This window comes from Paenibacillus sp. MMO-177 (assembly GCF_037147795.1).
Lineage (GTDB): Bacteria > Bacillota > Bacilli > Paenibacillales > Paenibacillaceae > Pristimantibacillus.
In genome coordinates, this window is the sequence record NZ_JBBCUR010000001.1 from 159,009 (window position 1) to 175,825 (window position 16,817).

Consider the following 16,817-nt stretch of genomic DNA (forward strand, 5'->3'; position numbering starts at 1 on the left):
TTTTTCTATGATCCGGCTCCTATCTGAACCTTTTCTATAATTTGGAATAGTTTAATAGTAAAAGCAAAATGCGAGAGGAGTGAACAGGCAGGATGAAAGAGGAGAATGAGAGACATATTGCATGGCTGAACAAACGAATCAGCTCAAAGCCTATTTAAGAGCGGCCAGAAGTTAAAATAAAAAGGCCTCACAACCGTGAAGCCTTCTCCTATTCCTTTATTCGGCAGTCCGGAACATGACCGTATCCGGCGTACCTGTCCGAATCACCTTCCCCCGCTTCTCCAAATAATGGAGATGGGCAATCGTCTCCGACATGGCAAAGCGCAAATTATGGGGATTCGTCCTCAAATGACCGCCAAATTGATGCTCGCATACTTCAAAAGCACTGCTTGGCTCCCTAAGCATATCCCACATTTTACTCAGCCGACGTTTATGATGCTCTTTTATTTCAAAGATTCGGTTGATAAAATCGTCAAACGGCTCCCGATGGCCGGGGAAAGCCAGCTTCACCTTATAGCCTAACAACTCGTCCAGACTGTTTAGGAAACAGCCGAGCGGATCCTCTTCCTCACCCGGATTAAACGCAATATTTGGCGTGATATGGGGCAATACTTGATCTCCGCATATCATGATTTCCTTATTGGGCTCGTAGAAGCACAGCTGCCCGAAAGCATGTCCCGGGGCATCAATCATTTGCCATTCCGTTCCGCCAAGCCGAATCGTTCCGCCCGCTTTCAGGTAAGTCACTTCAGGCTGCGGCGATACTTGGCGGACAAATCCGTCCAGATTGTTCTTAATGTCGAGCGTCAGCTCATCCGGCATCCCGTGGATGGCGAAATGCGCGCGGAGCTCCTCCGCGTACGTACTGCTCTCTCCCCACAAACGACGCGTATATCCGTGGGAACGTTCCGATATATACACGGGCGCGCCCGTCCTCTCTTGGAAATACCCGGCAAGACCGTAATGGTCCGGATGCTGGTGCGTAAGCACAATGCGTTTGATTTGCTCCATGCTTAAACCATGGTTAAGGAATACCTCCTCCCAGGCCGCAAGCGCGTCATCCGTATGCAGACCGGGATCAATAACGGTATATGCCCCGCCTTCCTCGGGAATCAAATAGCTGTTAACCCATTTTAATGAAAAAGGAAGCGGAATTTTCACTTGAATCCATCCGCCATCCCACACCTTTGTCTCCACCGTCATGGATGCTGTGCCCTCCCTATACGCCATTCAACCATCGTATACCCAACCGACAGTCTAGTATTCGCCTAACTTCCCGTACTTAATTGCTTACCGCGCTGGAATAAGCCGGGTTGTACGCTGAAGATCGGTAATCGACGCGGCGCCGATTCCGAACATGGCTGCGCGCAGTTCAAATTCAATACGCTCGAACTGCTCTATAAGCTGCTCGACCGATACCCGCGTCTCCCCGTTTGCCGCTCGCGGAAGAAGAGCCCGTCCAAAGCCCGCAATGTCGGCACCAAGCGCAATCGATTTCGCTGCGTCTACGCCATGCTGAAGACCGCCGCTTGCAATTACCGTCGTATTCGGCAGCCGGTTTTTTACTTCCCGGATGCTCTCGGCGGTCGGAATTCCCCAGCCGGCGAATGCATCGGCCGCGAGCCTGCGCATCGGATCATTCTGGCGGTATTTTTCCACCTGGCTCCAAGACGTTCCGCCCGCTCCCGCTACATCTATAAAGGCTGCGCCTGCCGAAGCAAGAGCCGCAGCGGTATCGGCGTCAATTCCCCAGCCTACTTCCTTAACTCCCACAGGCACGGATAAAGCGCGGCACACCTCCTCAATCCGGGGCAGCAACGAGCGGAAGTTCGTATCCCCCTCAGGCTGAAACACTTCCTGCATGCTGTTCAGATGAAGGACAAGCGCATCGGCCTCCGCGATTTCCACCGCCCTGCGGCAGGCATCGACGCCATAACCGTAATTGAGCTGGACGGCGCCCAGATTGGCGATCACGGGTACGGAAGGCGCGATATCTCTTATATAAAAGGAAGCCGCCAATTCCTCTTGTTCGATTGCGGCCCTCATTGATCCCAGGCCAATCGCCCAGCCTCTTGTTTCCGCCGCTTCGGCCAGGCGCCGGTTAATCGCTCCTGCTTCGTTTGTGCCTCCAGTCATCGAACTGACCAGCATGGGCGTTCGCATGCGGCGCCCAAGCCATTCCGTATCCAGCCTGATATCGTCAAACGCGATTTCGGGAAGGGCATTATGACGGAAACGAAAATGGTCAAATCCCGTCTCAATCCCTTCGCCCGCTACGTTCTCCTGCAGGCAAATGCGGATATGCTCGCTTTTGCGTTTCGATGTGGAAGCGCTTGCCCCCGATATTTGCTCTACTGTCATATAGGGCAATCCTCCTATTTGTATAGCCAACCTCCGCCGTATGCCTAAATGGCCACAGGCATTTAAGCATAAGCTTTAAGCTTTGCGAGAATACTTTTGTTCATCATAACTCAGCGATCGGGAGCGGAGCAAGGATAGGACAAGACACGACTTCATTTTTGACGTTTACAATCATTAAAATGAAATTTACAATCAATTTTGTTGTTAAAATGAATAATATAATTTAGAATAGAATCAAATGAGATTGAGGGGGCATCTTCCATGGACGTACGGATTTTTGACACGCAATTAGAGCTTGACGCCTTTGCGGCCGAGCTATTTATCGATATCGTTAAATCGAAGCCAAACGCGGTACTAGGACTCGCAACAGGATCGACACCCGTAGGCATTTATGCCAAAATGGTAGAGAAATACCGTAAAGGCGACGTATCCTTCGCCGATGTTACGACGTTTAACCTTGACGAATATGTCGGGCTGAAGCCTTATAACGATCAAAGCTACGCTTATTACATGAACAAGCATTTATTCGCCCATATCGATATTCCGGATACGCAGACTTTTCTTCCAAACGGTATGGCGGAGGATCTTGATGCGGAATGCGCGCAGTATGACCGCATGCTGCTGGAACGGCAGATTGATGTGCAGCTTCTCGGAATCGGCCATAACGGCCATATCGGCTTTAACGAGCCGGATCATGCTTTATCGGGAGAAACGCATGTTGTGAAGCTGAAGGAAGAAACGCGGGTAGCGAATGCAAGATTTTTCGCCAGCATGGACGAAGTTCCGGAATACGCGATTACGATGGGCGTTGGTTCGATCTTGAAAGCAAATTCGATTGTTCTCGTGGTGCGCGGCGCGGATAAAGCGGAAATTGTCAAGCAAGCATTGACCGGACCGATTACGACGGAGGTGCCGGCATCCTTGCTGCAGACGCATCCGCGCGTAACCGTGCTGCTTGACCGCGAGGCGGGAAGGATGTTGGGGTAATGACACAACAAGGCGGCGAATCGCTGCTCATTCATAATGTACGAATCGTTCTGGAAGACCGGGTAGCCGAAGGAAGTGTAAGCATCAAGGACGGCATTATTGCTAGCGTTAATGAAGGCAAGCTAGAGACAACGCGCTATGATCAAGTTCTGGACGGACAAGGCGCTTGGCTGCTTCCGGGCTTTATCGATGTCCACGTACACGGCGGATTCGGCGGAGATTTCATGGATGCCAATGAAGAAAGCTATGACACGATTACGAAATTCCATGCTTCCCAAGGCACGACCGGGATGCTGGCTACAACCGTAACGGCCTCGCAAGAAGCGATTGAAGCGGTATTCCAAGCAACCAGCGCTTATATGAAAAAAGAGATGCCGTACGCTCCGCTGCTTGGCGTCCATCTGGAAGGACCTTTTATCAGCCTCAAGTGGATTGGAGCCCAAAATCCGGCATTCCTGTCGCCGCCGCGTCTCGACTGGCTGGAGGATTGGACGGCGCGTTATCCGGGCATTCTCAAGCTTCTGACGCTCGCTCCCGAGAATGAAGGCGCCATCGATGCAATCAAATGGCTGTCCGATCATAACGTGGTTGTCGCCTGCGGCCATACCGACGCAACCTTTGAAGTGATGACGCAAGCGGCGGAAGCCGGACTGACGCATGCCGTTCATACTTATAACGCGATGCGCCCGCTTCATCATCGCGAGCCGGGTACCGTAGGCGCCGTGCTGACCGATGACCGGATTTACGCGGAGCTTATCGCTGACGGCCATCACGTTCATCCGGGAGCGATCAGGCTGCTTGCTTCCTCCAAGCCGGAAGATAAGCTTATTCTTATTACCGATGCGATCTCCGCAGCCGGAAGACCGGATGGCTTATACGACCTTGGAGGATTGCCCGTTATCGTGCAGGATGGCGTAGCGAGGCTGCAGGAAGGCAATCTGGCCGGCAGCAGCTTGACGATGATAAACGCTTTCCGTTATATGCTGGACAACTCCGGGCTGTCCGTCAATGAGATCAGCCGTTATGCCAGCGCCAACCCGGCAAGACAGCTTGGCTTGTTCGAGCGGACCGGTTCCATCTCGGTTGGCAAACAAGCAGACCTGGTCCTTGCCGAACCCGATTTCGGCAAAGTGCGATCGACCTGGGTAAAAGGCAGACAGGTATATTCGGCAGAGCAATAATAAAAGAGCGGTTGAAAGGGAATGTTTTCCCTTCAACCGCTCTTTGTTATTCCTGCTCAGTCGCCACATGGACAACAATTTGATACTGTCCCGCTCTATCCGCAAGATCTCCCGTTAAGGGAACATCGGTAATAAAAGCCTGCAGCTCGGGAAGCGCAGCGATCGAGAACAACGAGGTTTTGCCTACCTTAGTCTGATCAAATACCGCATACGTGGTATGGGAACGCTTGATGAGAGCCTTTGCAATCTGGGCTTCCTGTTCGGAATAAGTCGTAATGCCGCCGGCAGCGGATATGCCGTCCACGCCGATAAACATTTTGCCGATATTCAGATGCGCGACCATACCTTCGCCAAGCGGACCGCATAGCTCAAAGCTGTTATGCCGCATAATTCCTCCGGTTACGACAACCTGGACGCTGCTGCCCGCAAGCTCCATCGCGATATTCACGGCGTTGGTAACAACGGTAATCCCGCTTCTCAGCTTAAGCAGCTTGGCAATCAGATAATTCGTTGTTCCGCCCGATAAGCCGATAACATCGCCCTCTTCAATAAGCGATGCTGCTTTGGCAGCGATACGCTCCTTCTCCAGATACGACAGCCCTTCCCGTTCTGCAAACGCCGTGTCGCGGACCGTATTCATGCCGTCATACATCGCACCGCCGATGGTTCGAATGATCGGATAGGCCACTTCCATTTGCTCCAGATCGCGTCTTGCCGTCGCCTCCGAGCAATCAAAGCGTTCCACCAGCTCTTGAATCGTAATGCGTCCTTGCTGCTTGAGCAGCTGCAATATCGCTTCGCGGCGGCGCTGCCCCTTGGATCCGGAAACGTTCGAATCAACCATTGTTATCGCTCCACCCAGGCTTTAGAGGACATGCGCTGTTCAACGGCGCTCCATTCCGGAAGAGCCTCCCAGTCACCGCGCATTTGCACGACAAGCGATCCGTTGATGCTGGCAAGGCCAACCGCTTCCACCGGCGTCATGCCTTTCATCAGGCCGGCCAGGAAGCCCGCGCAGAAGCCGTCCCCTGCTCCGACCGTATCGACTACCTTCTCCGCAGGATAGAACGGAACGCTTGCTTCCTCTCCATTATCGAGGACAACCGTTGTGTCGCCAAGTCCTTTGATAACCGTAACAGCGTTAAGCTGCTTCAGCTTAGCCTTCACTTCTTCAAAGTCTTCCGTCTGGTATAGAAGCTTCAGCTCATCCCAGCCCGGCAGGAAGTAGTCCGCTGCTTCTGCAAGCGGGAGCAGCACTTCTCGCGCTTCTTCAATCGACCAAAGCTTGAGACGAAGGTTCGGGTCGAAGCAAATCTTGATACCGGCCTCTTTGGCAATCTCTACAGCGCGATGCACCGTTTGCTTGGCGCTCTCGCTGAGAGCCGTTGTAATGCCCGTAATATGCAGCAGCTTGGCTCCGCGGATATAATCGGCATCCAGCTCCTCTGGAGTCATCCGGCTCGCCGCGGAATGCTTGCGGTAGTAATGAACGGCAAGGCGGCCCGCCACCTGCTCGCGGAACATCATGCCGGTCGGAGCCTCGTCGCTGAATTTAACGCGCGATACATCAACGCCTTCTCCGCGAAGCGTTTTCACAATCATGCGTGCGAAAGGATCATTTCCAAGCGCCCCAAACCAGCCTACGGAGCAGCCTAGTCTTGCAAGTCCGATTGCCACGTTGCTTTCCGCGCCGCCGAAGCCTTGCTCCAGCGTTGTTGCCCGTTCCAGGGCTTTATGCTCTTGCGGCATAAACAATGCCATCGATTCCCCAAAGGTTACTACGTCTGGTGATGACTGTTGCACGATTTCTCCTCCTAAAAAGAATTACTACACAAATAGTCATGATAATGACTATTGTAGTAATTCTTACTTCGTAAGCATTAACTTAAAGAATTACTACACAAATAGTCATTATAATGACTATTGTAGTAATTCTTACTTCGTAAGCGTTAACTTAAAGAATTACTACACAGATAGTCATGATAATGACTATTGTAGTAATTCTTACTTCGTAAGCGTTTATTGCTTGTACATAGGGAAAGCCATGAAATAAATGACCACCACGTAAAGAACCAATACGATCAAGCTGAACGTGCGTGCTTTCGCGATATGGCCAGTCGCGCTTTGTCCGTCCTGAATCGAAGACACGATACGCTTAAGCGGCTTCGACATAATGCCGGAGATCGCTGCGATGGCAAGGAACAGGATGGTAACAATGATCATCCAGGCAACGGAATAATCCGCCTGCGACATCAAGTAGCCGCCCGTCAGCAGCTGAATAATAAGCGCATATTGCACAATCCGGTTTGCCGATACAAGGCCGTCGGCCAATCCGCCTTGTCCAAGGCCTGCAAGCTTTGTCGCTTTGCCGATCATGATCGGAAGAACGATATAGAAGCCCATTCCGACTGCCCCTAGCAAGTGTAAAAAGAAAAACACATCATTCATGAAATACCCTCCTGCATATGCGTAATCTACCAATAAGTATACTAAATGCCTGTCTGAAACACAAAGCCGCGCCTCAAGGAATACGGCATTTCCCCGGCATTTTCGGCAATGTTCAAGATTTCGTCTTAAAGCCGTGTTTGGCGATTACTCCATGGATGGCGAAATAGTCGACTTCCTCCGGCAGAGCATCTTTAAGTGGCCTTAGCTTGTCCCAGCCCAGCTCCCCGATGACCTGCACAATTCGGTCCTCGTACTGCTCCGGAATAATACGGCTCCAATCGAGCTCATGCCCTTCTTCCGCACAGCGGATCAGATGGCCTTCTATCGTTACCCGGCTTAGTCCACGCTCCTCCGCAATGGCTGCCGTCTCCAGACCGGCATTAAACCGCTCCAGCGTCTGAACATGGCTTGGCGTTTCCTCCGAGGATGCCGGAGGACGCGCTGCCGGCTGCCGGCTTGGCGCGGCACTGATGTTAGCGATACCGGCACCACCCTCGCTTCCGGCATGCGCCTGGATGATCGCCAGCACTTCCTCACCATATTTGCTTGCCTTGGCTGCGCCAATCCCTTTTGTCTGCATCAGCTGCTCTTCCGTAACGGGCCGGACATCGGCCAGCTCTTTCAGCGTCGCATCAAAGAACAGCATAAACGGAGGCACATTCTCTCTTGCCGCCGCTTCCTTGCGCCATTGCTTGAGAGCGTCGAACAGAGGCGAAGAAGCTGCTCCGCCGTCTCCCGAGGCGCTTCGGCGAACGCTGGTACGCAGACGCTGCATCACGGTCTCTTTGCCCTCCAGTATAGGCAGTGCGCTTGCCGTAAGCGATACGGTCGGATACTGCCCTTCGCTCATCCGGAGATACCCTTCCGCTACCAGCCAATACAGCCAATCGGCAATCTCCTTCTCCGGCCAATTGCTGAAGAGCCCGTAAGTGGTCAGTCGGTCTAGACCGAACTCGAGCAGACGTTTATCCCTCGAGCCTTTGAGCACCTTGGCCGCCATCGTAACGCCAAACCGCCCTTTCATCCGGCCTACGCAGGATAAGGCTTTCTGGGCTTCGGCCGTCCGGTCAACCAGCTCGCTTTTATCCAGGCAGTTGCTGCATTTTCCGCAAGGCTCAACGCCCTTTTCGCCGAAATAATCAACGATGTATTGCTGAAGGCAGCGCTGCGTGCGGCTGTAGTTCATCATGTTATGAAGCTTGGACAGCTGGACCGATTTCCGGTATTCATCGCCCATGCCTTGTTCAATCAGGAAACGCTGTACCTGGACATCCTGCGGTTCGAACAGCAGCACGCATTCGCTCTCCTCGCCGTCCCGGCCGGCACGTCCCGCTTCCTGATAGTAGGACTCGATATCGCCCGGCATCTGCCAGTGAATCACGTAACGGACGTTGGGCTTGTCGATCCCCATGCCGAAAGCGTTGGTTGCTACCATAATGCGGAGCTCGTCAAACCGGAAGCGCTCCTGCGTCTCCGCCCGCTCCGTATCGGACAGCCCGCCATGATATTTACCCGCCGCAATCCCTTTTCGAACCAACAGCTCCTGCACCTGCTCCGCTTCTTTCCTCGTAGCCGTATAGATAATGCCGGATTGATCCTCCCGCTCTCGCAAAAACTGCTGCAGGAAGTTTTTCTTGTCCCCTCCGCTTACAACCGAGAGAGACAGGTTGGGCCTTGCAAAGCCGGTCACAAACACATTCGGTTCACGCAAACCAAGCATCGCCGTAATGTCTGCGGCGACCTCCTGCGTCGCTGTAGCCGTAAAAGCCGCAACAAGCGGACGATTAGGCATCTTGCCGATCCAGCCTGCCAGCTGCCGGTAGCTTGGGCGGAAATCATGTCCCCACTGCGACACGCAGTGGGCTTCGTCGATAGCAATCATCGGGATATGGAGCTGCTCGGACAAGGTGGTAAACATAGGCGCATCCAGCCGCTCCGGAGCTACATACAGCATCTTGTATTCGCCTCTAAGCGCATTTCGCAGGACGGTCCGGTATTCCTCCGCTCCAAGGGAGCTGTTCAGAAACGCCGCCGGCACGCCAAGCCGGTTTAAAGCGTCAACCTGATCCTTCATAAGCGATATAAGTGGTGAAATAACGATAGAAGTCCCTGGCATTAGCAAGGACGGAATCTGATAACAGATCGACTTCCCTCCGCCCGTTGGCAGTATGGCAAGTGTATCGCGTCCCTCCAATATCCCTTCGATAATATCCTCTTGGCCTGGACGAAACGTATCGTACCCGTAGACCCTTTTCAGCTCGCTCCGTGCCTGCTGTAGCACGTCGATTCCCCCTTCCGTAATCACAATAAGGACCCTGGCAGCAATGTGTCAGGGTCCTCCCAAACGAAACTTTATGAGTGTGTGGCCTATCGGTTAGCCCGTCACTACTTTAATTACATTTTGAACGGATTCGGCCGATTTGTCCAGAGCCGCTTTTTCCTCCGCGGTCAGTTCAAGCTCGATAACCTTCTCGATACCGTCTCCGCCGATAATCGTAGGCACGCCCATAAACAGATTGTTATAGCCGTACTCGCCCTCCAGCAGGGCGATAACCGGCAGAATGCGTTTCTTATCCTTCAGGATCGCCTCCGTCATTTGAACGAGCGATGCCGCAGGCGCATAGTAGGCCGAACCGTTGCCGAGCAGGTTAACAATCTCGCCGCCGCCCACTCGGGAACGCTGTACAATCGCTTCAATGCGGTCAGCCGGGATCAGCTTCTCGATCGGAATACCGCCGACATTCGAGTAACGAACGAGAGGTACCATATCGTCACCGTGTCCGCCAAGCACAAATCCGCGTACATCCTCTACGGAGACGTTCAGCTCCTGCGCGATAAAGGTGCAGTAACGGGCGGTATCCAGAACGCCGGATTGGCCGATCACGCGGTTTTTAGGAAAACCAAGCGTCTGGTAAGCCACGTAAGTCATGGCGTCTACCGGGTTAGAGAGGATAATGACATAAGCATTTGGACTTGTCGCCTTTACGCTTTCGCATACCGAGCGGACGATTCCGGCATTGGTGTTAACCAGGTCATCGCGGCTCATGCCGGGCTTGCGGGCAACGCCGGCCGTGATAATAACAACGTCGGAGTCCTTCGTGTCGTCGTAATTGGATGTACCCGTAATGTTGGCATCCAGGCCTTGAACGGGCGTGGATTCCAGCATATCAAGCGCTTTGCCTTTTGTCGGATTCTCAAGTTGCGGAATATCGACCAGCACAATATCGCCAAGTTCCTTCTGAGCGGCCATCAGAGCCGTGGTTGCGCCTGTAAAGCCTGCGCCTACAACTGTAATTTTTCTGCGTTTAATAGCCATTAATGTAACCCTCCTATACTTGTATTAACATCTGCATTATTGCCAAAAGTCATCCAAATAAGATAGAAGATAAGCGTAAAAGGCTGGTTTTATGGCAAAAAAAGAGGGGGCAAAAATGCCCCCGCTTTGTGTAAACTACATGTTTTTAATTACTTCGTCAGCAAATGCCGAGCATTTCACTTCAGTAGCGCCTTCCATCAGGCGTGCGAAGTCATAAGTAACGGTTTTGTTGTTGATCGAAGTTTCCATACCTTTGTAAATAAGGTCAGCCGCTTCTTGCCAGCCCAGATGCTCAAGCATCATAACGCCGGACAGAATAACGGAACCTGGGTTAACTACGTCTTTGTCTGCGTATTTAGGAGCTGTACCATGAGTTGCTTCGAAGATCGCATGGCCAGTCAGGTAGTTGATGTTAGCGCCTGGAGCGATACCGATACCGCCAACTTGAGCAGCCAGAGCGTCGGACAAGTAGTCGCCGTTCAGGTTCAATGTAGCGATTACGTCGAAGTCAGTAGGACGAGTCAGAACTTGTTGCAGAGCGATGTCGGCAATGGCGTCTTTTACGACGATTTTGCCAGCAGCTTCCGCTTCCGCTTGTGCTTTGTTAGCAGCGTCTGTGCCTTCTGCTTCTTTGATGCGGTCATATTGACCCCAAGTGAAAGTTTTGTCCGCGAACTCTTGCTCAGCCACTTCGTAGCCCCAGTTCTTGAACGCGCCTTCTGTATATTTCATGATGTTGCCTTTGTGAACCAGAGTAACGGATTTCTTGCCATGCTTGATCGCGTATTCGATCGCAGCGCGAGCAAGACGTTGGGAGCCCTCTTTGGATACTGGCTTAATGCCGATACCGGAAGTTTCAGGGAAACGGATTTTGTTAACGCCCATTTCGTTTTGCAGGAACGCGATCACTTTCTTCACTTGCTCGGAGCCTTCTTGGTACTCGATACCAGCATAGATGTCTTCCGTGTTCTCGCGGAAGATAACCATATCAACCAGCTCAGGACGTTTAACCGGGGATGGTACGCCAGCGAAGTAACGAACAGGACGAAGGCAAGTGTACAGGTCAAGCTCTTGGCGAAGCGCTACGTTCAGGGAACGGATACCGCCGCCGATTGGAGTTGTCAAAGGACCTTTGATTGCAACGATGTATTCGCGGATTGCAGTCAGCGTGTCAGCTGGCAGCCATTCGCCGAATTCGTTGAATGCTTTTTCGCCTGCGAATACTTCGTACCAAGCGATTTTTTTGCTGCCGCCGTATGCTTTCTCTACAGCTGCGTCAAGAACGCGTTTCGATGCGCGCCAGATGTCGCGGCCCGTGCCGTCGCCTTCGATGAAAGGAATGATTGGGTTGTTAGGTACTTGGAGAGTACCGTTATCAATTGTAATTTGCTCGCCTTCTGTTGGAAGGGCGTATTTCTCGAATTGTGCCATTAGAATAAATCCTCCTTAAGGTATGTAAGCCGCGCCTTGTAATTAGCGCTGCTCGATTGGAATATATTTCGCGTTAACCGGGCCGACATAATCAGCGCGAGGGCGAATCAGACGGTTGTTTTCGTATTGCTCAAGGATATGCGCGCTCCATCCCGAAACGCGGCTGATTGCAAAGATCGGCGTGAACAGGTCGCGAGGAATACCCAATGTAGTGTAAACCGATGCCGAGTAGAAATCAACATTTGGTTTCAGACCTTTTTGGCCGGTAACCATGTCTTCGATCTTGATGGACATCTCGTACAGTTCCATGTTGCCTGTCAATTTGCCCAGCTCGCGGGACATTTTTTGCAGGTGCTTCGCGCGCGGGTCGCCGTCTTTGTATACGCGGTGGCCAAAGCCCATGATTTTTTGTTTGTTCGCAAGCGCGTTGTTGATGTAGCTTTCAACGTTCTCCATCGAACCGATTTCTTCGAGCATCACCATTACCGCTTCGTTAGCGCCGCCATGCAGAGGGCCTTTCAAAGCGCCGATTGCGGAGGTTACGCCGGAATAGATATCCGACAATGTCGCAACGGTTACGCGGGCTGCAAATGTCGAAGCGTTAAGCTCGTGGTCGGCATGCAGTACGAGTGCTTGATCCAGCGCTTTAACCGCTACTTCAGCCGGCTCTTCGCCAGTCAGCATGTAGAGGAAGTTGTAGGCGATCGATACGCCTTTCTTAGGAGCAACAGGCTCTTTGCCGTCGCGGATACGCGCGAAAGCGGCTACGACTGCCGGAAGCTGGGCTTGCAGCTTAATCGCTTTCAGCTGATTCGCCTCTGGGGACATGTCGTTTGCGGATTCGTCGTACAAAGCAAGGCTCGATACCGCTGTGCGAAGCGCTGCCATCGAGTTGGTGCCTTGCGGATACAATTTAATTTGTTCGATTACTTGAGCAGGGATAGCCGCGTATTGATCCAGCTTTTGCTGCAAGCCGTCGAGCTCTGAACGATTCGGCAGCTTACCGTACCACAGCAGGTAGGCAACCTCTTCAAATGTCGCATTTTCTGCAAGATCATCAATATTAATACCGCGATATGTCAAGACTCCATCGATAATGGAGCTGATCGACGAAGAAGCGGCCACAATTCCTTCAAGACCTTTAGTTGCTGTCATCGTTCTCTCTCCTCTAACTTGAAAAGTTATTCGCCAAAAATAGTAAACCTCTCGTCGCTATTAATCATAAATGATTTTATCAGCGAAGTGAACAAAACCGGACATAGAAATGCTTTATCAGCGCTATAAAGTTTTTTTTCATTCCCTTTCTTCCACAAATTTCGAACGAATTGCTCCAGACGCATTTTTCCCTATTCCGCGCAAAAATACTCGCTTTCCGTAATCATATTTCAATGTGATAGAATAGAAGAAATAACTAGCACGGAGGAACAGCGATGACAGAACAACGAATCGGCATCATTGATATCGGCTCGAACTCAGTCCGCCTTGTCGTCTATGAGCGGACCGCAAACGGTGCGCATCGTGTCATTGACGGAGGCAAGCGTCCTGCCCGCCTCGCAGAGCGGGTTGATGACAACGGCATTCTGGCGACGGACGCCATTACCGAGCTGCTCGGCACGTTAAACCATTTCACGATGATCTGCGCTCATAACCGGACCGGCCATATTCGCGCGGTAGCTACAGCCGCTATCCGCAATGCGGCAAACCAAGCGGAGATTTTGGAAACGATTAAAACCGAAACAGGCCTTACCATAGAAATGCTAAGCGGCGAAGAAGAGGCTTCCTTCGGCTTTCTCGGCATGATTAACGCCATGGATGTACAGGACGGATTTCTTGTAGATATCGGCGGAGGAAGCACGGAGGTGTCTCTTTTCCGAGGCCGCCAGCTCGTCCAATCGGTCTCCTTCCCGTTTGGCTGCGTCAGCCTGAACCGGAAGTACGCGTTGAAAGGGATGTTGAACGAAGAAGGTCTAAAAAGCATTGAGGCGCTGGTCGCCGAAGCCGTCAAAAACGAGCCTTGGCTGACGAAATCTCCCTCTCTGCCCCTGATCGGAGTAGGCGGAACCGCACGCGCAATGGGCAAAATCCATCAGGCCGTGACGAAGTACCCTTTTACCCAAACCCATAACTATCCGATGACGGGACCCGAAGCGGATGCCCTTTTCCAGGAGCTGTTCCAGACGCCGCTAGACAAGCGCAAGAAATTCCCGGGTCTGTCCAAGGACCGCGTAGACGTCATCGTGCCCGGCATTGCGGTGCTGCGCGCCTTGTTCCGCCTGCTGAAGACCAGCCATTACCGAATCTGCGGCTCCGGTCTTCGCGACGGTCTGTTCCATGCGACCCGTTTCCCCGGGCGCTCCCTTCATCAGGACGTGCTCGCGTTCAGCCTGCAAAACGTAAGCGCTTTGCATCCGGCTGCGCCCAAACAGCATGTCATGCAGGTAAACCGCCTGGCGCTTCAGCTCTACGATGTGCTAAGACCTGTTCATCTGTTTCCCAATCGGGCGAAGGTGCTGCTTGATGCGGCCTCGACCTTGTTCCGAATCGGCGCTTCCATTGATTATTATGAATTTACGAAACATACGTTCTATCTTATTGTGAACTCCCATCTGAACGGGCTTGCCCATAGGGAAATTCTTATGATTGCGGCTATAGCCTCTTATAAAAGCAAAAACCGGACCCGCCAGCAGCTTCTTGAGTACAAGGAGCTGCTGAGCGAATCCGATTTCGATACCATTCATAAGCTTGGCATTCTGCTTCAGCTCGCGGCAGCGCTTGACCGCAGCGAGACGCAAGCAATCGGCCGTTTGGAAGCGGTCCAATCCGGCAGCCAGCTTCTGCTTAATCCGGTGCGTTCAGAGGGAACATTAGCTGTGGAAGCCCGGGAAGTCGAAGAGCTGTCCTCCGATTTCAAAAAGCTATGGGGACTAACTCCCGTACTCGCCCTGCCCGACTACACGTAATTTTTCCACTGTGGAATCGATCTGGCTTCAAATTGGCTACGGAACGGCATCATATCGTTCTTCACGTGAACGTAGGTGCCGTTTGCCTGCAGCTCGCGGGCTTTCACGTTATCGTCCAAATTAAGCTGCAGCATATTGATCAAGGTTTTGCGAAGGTTATCGTCAAATACCGGACACATCAGTTCGATCCGGCGCGTCAGATTCCGCGTCATCCAGTCCGCGCTCGACAAGTAGACCTCTTCTTCCCCGCCGTTATAGAAGTACATCACCCTCGCATGCTCCAGGAACCGGTCCACGATACTGATTACGCGAATATTATCGCTGCGTCCGGCTACGCCCGGTCTCAAGCAGCATACTCCGCGGACGATCAGGTCAATTTTCACTCCGGCTTGCGAAGCATCGTACAGCTTGTCGATCATTTCCTGATTGGACAAGGAGTTCATCTTCGCAATAACATGCGCTCCTTTGCCCTGCTCGGCGTTCGCAATCTCACGGTCAATGAGCCGAAACAGCTTCTCCTTCAAGTCTGTGGGAGCGACGCCAAATGCCTTCCATTCATACGGCGAAGAATAGCCGGTCACTTCGTTAAACAAGGCCGAAGCATCGCTGCCGATAATCGGATGGGAAGTAAATAATCCGATATCCGTATATAAGGTTGCCGTACTGTCGTTATAATTGCCTGTTCCGACATGGACATAACGGCGCAGCGTGCCCATTTCCCTTCGGACAACAAGACAAATCTTGGCATGCGTCTTCAGGCCGACTAGGCCGTACACGACATGGCAGCCCGATTTCTCCAGCTGGCGTGCCCAGGCGATATTCCGTTCCTCGTCAAACCTGGCTTTAAGCTCCACCACCACCGTTACCTGCTTGCCGGCTTCCGCTGCCTTGGACAAAGCCTGGACAAGCGCGGATTGGCCGCTGACACGGTATAAAGTCATCTTGATGGCGAGTACGTCAGGATCTTCCGCTGCCAGATCAATAAAATCATTTACCGCTTCAAACGATTCGTACGGGTGATACATTAGCACATCGCGCTGGCGGATCACTTCGAACATATCATCCGTCTCGTCGAATTCATGAGGGTATACCGGCTCAAGACGGCTGTAGCGAAGGTTATCGTAGCCGGGCAGCGAGTTAACGAATTTCATCAGGAAGCTGAGGTCAAGAGGACCGTCGATTTCAATCAGGTTATCTTCAATCTCCAGCTCTTCCTTCAAAATCTCAAGCGCCATCGGATGCATGCCTCTTGCAACTTCCAGCCGCACCGGGATGCCCCAGCGTCTCCTGCGCAGCTCCTTCTCAATCTCCTCGAGAAGGTCTTCCGCCCCGTCTTCGTTTAACGTAAGATCGGCATTGCGCGTAATGCGGAACGCATGCACGGCAAACGGAATGTAGCCGTTAAACAAGGTAGTAATATGATTTTGAATAAGATCCTCCAGCAGCACAAACTCCATCTTCTTGCTGTTTGTCCGGCCCGGAACCGGTACGAAACGCTGCAGGATGGAAGGAACCTGGACAATCGCAAACAACGGCTCATCGTCCTTGTCCGAATCCTCCCGCTGCAATAACACCGCCAAGTACAGCTCCTTCGTATGTACAAGCGGGAACGGGCGGCTCTGATCAACGGCCATCGGCGTTAACACGGGGAAAACAATTTCCTGGAAATATTGCGCCACCGCTTTGGACTGGCTTGCATTCAGTTCGTCAACGGATGTAATGATGATGCCTTCCCGACCGAGGCAGCGGAACACCTCCCGGTATGTTTTGTATTGATCATAGACCATCTGAGTCGTCCGTTTGATCAGCCTTTTCCAGAGCCCTGCGGGCGTATAACCCGTAAAATCCATCTTCGTATAGCCCGCGCGGATCTGGTCCTGAATGCCGGCTACCCTAACACTCATAAATTCATCCAGATTACTGGATACAATGGATAAAAATTTGGCGCGTTCAAGCAGAGGATTATTCGATTCCTGTGCTTCCTGGAGCACTCTGCGATTAAACTCAATCCAGCTCAAATCCCGGTTCACATAGTGGGACAATTGTCTTGTCATTCCTCACGCCTCCCCAATTATGCCCCTATTATGACTGATGACTATTATAGGAATATTAACGATTTGTAAAGATCAGGTT

At 52.2% G+C, this 16,817-nt stretch carries 13 protein-coding genes; 3 read left to right on the forward strand and 10 right to left on the reverse strand.

Annotated elements, in window-relative coordinates; all coding sequences use genetic code 11:
* Window positions 1-216: 216 nt before the first annotated feature.
* Both WFK81_RS00725 and fni read right to left on the reverse strand, forming a co-directional pair.
* Complete coding sequence (locus tag WFK81_RS00725; RefSeq protein WP_336784551.1) at window positions 217-1,203, reverse strand: MBL fold metallo-hydrolase; 987 nt, start codon at window positions 1,201-1,203, stop codon at window positions 217-219.
* Between the two features lie 87 nt (window positions 1,204-1,290).
* Entirely contained in the window at window positions 1,291-2,361 is a 1,071-nt protein-coding gene (gene fni, locus WFK81_RS00730; RefSeq protein ID WP_336784552.1) for a type 2 isopentenyl-diphosphate Delta-isomerase, read from the reverse strand.
* Between the two features lie 261 nt (window positions 2,362-2,622).
* Between fni and nagB the strand changes: the two genes are divergently transcribed.
* Window positions 2,623-3,348: a glucosamine-6-phosphate deaminase gene (gene nagB / locus WFK81_RS00735; RefSeq protein ID WP_336784553.1), complete on the forward strand. Its 726-nt coding sequence runs from the start codon at window positions 2,623-2,625 to the stop codon at window positions 3,346-3,348.
* Window positions 3,348-4,529, forward strand: coding sequence for an N-acetylglucosamine-6-phosphate deacetylase (gene nagA / locus WFK81_RS00740; RefSeq protein ID WP_336784554.1), 1,182 nt, complete (start codon window positions 3,348-3,350; stop codon window positions 4,527-4,529). Before nagB ends, nagA begins: the two co-directional genes overlap by 1 nt.
* A 46-nt stretch (window positions 4,530-4,575) precedes the next feature.
* On the opposite strand, the gene WFK81_RS00745 is transcribed toward nagA, so the two are convergent.
* The 7 genes from WFK81_RS00745 to citZ form a co-directional block, all read right to left on the reverse strand.
* Window positions 4,576-5,373 (reverse strand): DeoR/GlpR family DNA-binding transcription regulator, encoded by a 798-nt coding sequence (locus WFK81_RS00745; RefSeq protein WP_336784555.1) that lies wholly within the window; start codon window positions 5,371-5,373, stop codon window positions 4,576-4,578.
* A 2-nt stretch (window positions 5,374-5,375) separates the two neighbouring features.
* Window positions 5,376-6,332, reverse strand: coding sequence for a sugar kinase (locus WFK81_RS00750; RefSeq protein ID WP_336784556.1), 957 nt, complete (start codon window positions 6,330-6,332; stop codon window positions 5,376-5,378).
* A 216-nt stretch (window positions 6,333-6,548) separates the two neighbouring features.
* Window positions 6,549-6,977 (reverse strand): hypothetical protein, encoded by a 429-nt coding sequence (locus WFK81_RS00755; protein WP_336784557.1) that lies wholly within the window; start codon window positions 6,975-6,977, stop codon window positions 6,549-6,551.
* A 112-nt stretch (window positions 6,978-7,089) separates the two neighbouring features.
* The gene (gene recQ, locus WFK81_RS00760) at window positions 7,090-9,258 is read right to left on the reverse strand and encodes a DNA helicase RecQ (protein ID WP_336784558.1); all 2,169 of its coding nucleotides are present in this window, start codon (window positions 9,256-9,258) and stop codon (window positions 7,090-7,092) included.
* Between the two features lie 93 nt (window positions 9,259-9,351).
* Window positions 9,352-10,293, reverse strand: a complete 942-nt coding sequence (gene mdh, locus WFK81_RS00765; protein ID WP_201007590.1) for a malate dehydrogenase — start codon at window positions 10,291-10,293, stop codon at window positions 9,352-9,354.
* Window positions 10,294-10,428: 135 nt separating this feature from the next.
* On the reverse strand, window positions 10,429-11,724 hold the full coding sequence (icd, locus tag WFK81_RS00770) for an NADP-dependent isocitrate dehydrogenase (protein ID WP_127495444.1): 1,296 nt from the start codon (window positions 11,722-11,724) through the stop codon (window positions 10,429-10,431).
* 42 nt (window positions 11,725-11,766) lie between these two features.
* Window positions 11,767-12,879 (reverse strand): citrate synthase, encoded by a 1,113-nt coding sequence (citZ, locus tag WFK81_RS00775; protein WP_336784559.1) that lies wholly within the window; start codon window positions 12,877-12,879, stop codon window positions 11,767-11,769.
* A gap of 275 nt (window positions 12,880-13,154) precedes the next feature.
* Between citZ and WFK81_RS00780 the strand changes: the two genes are divergently transcribed.
* Window positions 13,155-14,684 (forward strand): Ppx/GppA phosphatase family protein, encoded by a 1,530-nt coding sequence (locus tag WFK81_RS00780; protein WP_336784560.1) that lies wholly within the window; start codon window positions 13,155-13,157, stop codon window positions 14,682-14,684.
* Here WFK81_RS00780 and WFK81_RS00785 read toward each other — a convergent pair.
* The gene (locus WFK81_RS00785) at window positions 14,675-16,738 is read right to left on the reverse strand and encodes an RNA degradosome polyphosphate kinase (RefSeq protein ID WP_336784561.1); all 2,064 of its coding nucleotides are present in this window, start codon (window positions 16,736-16,738) and stop codon (window positions 14,675-14,677) included. The two genes, WFK81_RS00780 and WFK81_RS00785, sit on opposite strands and share 10 nt — an antisense overlap.
* Window positions 16,739-16,817: the final 79 nt, after the last annotated feature.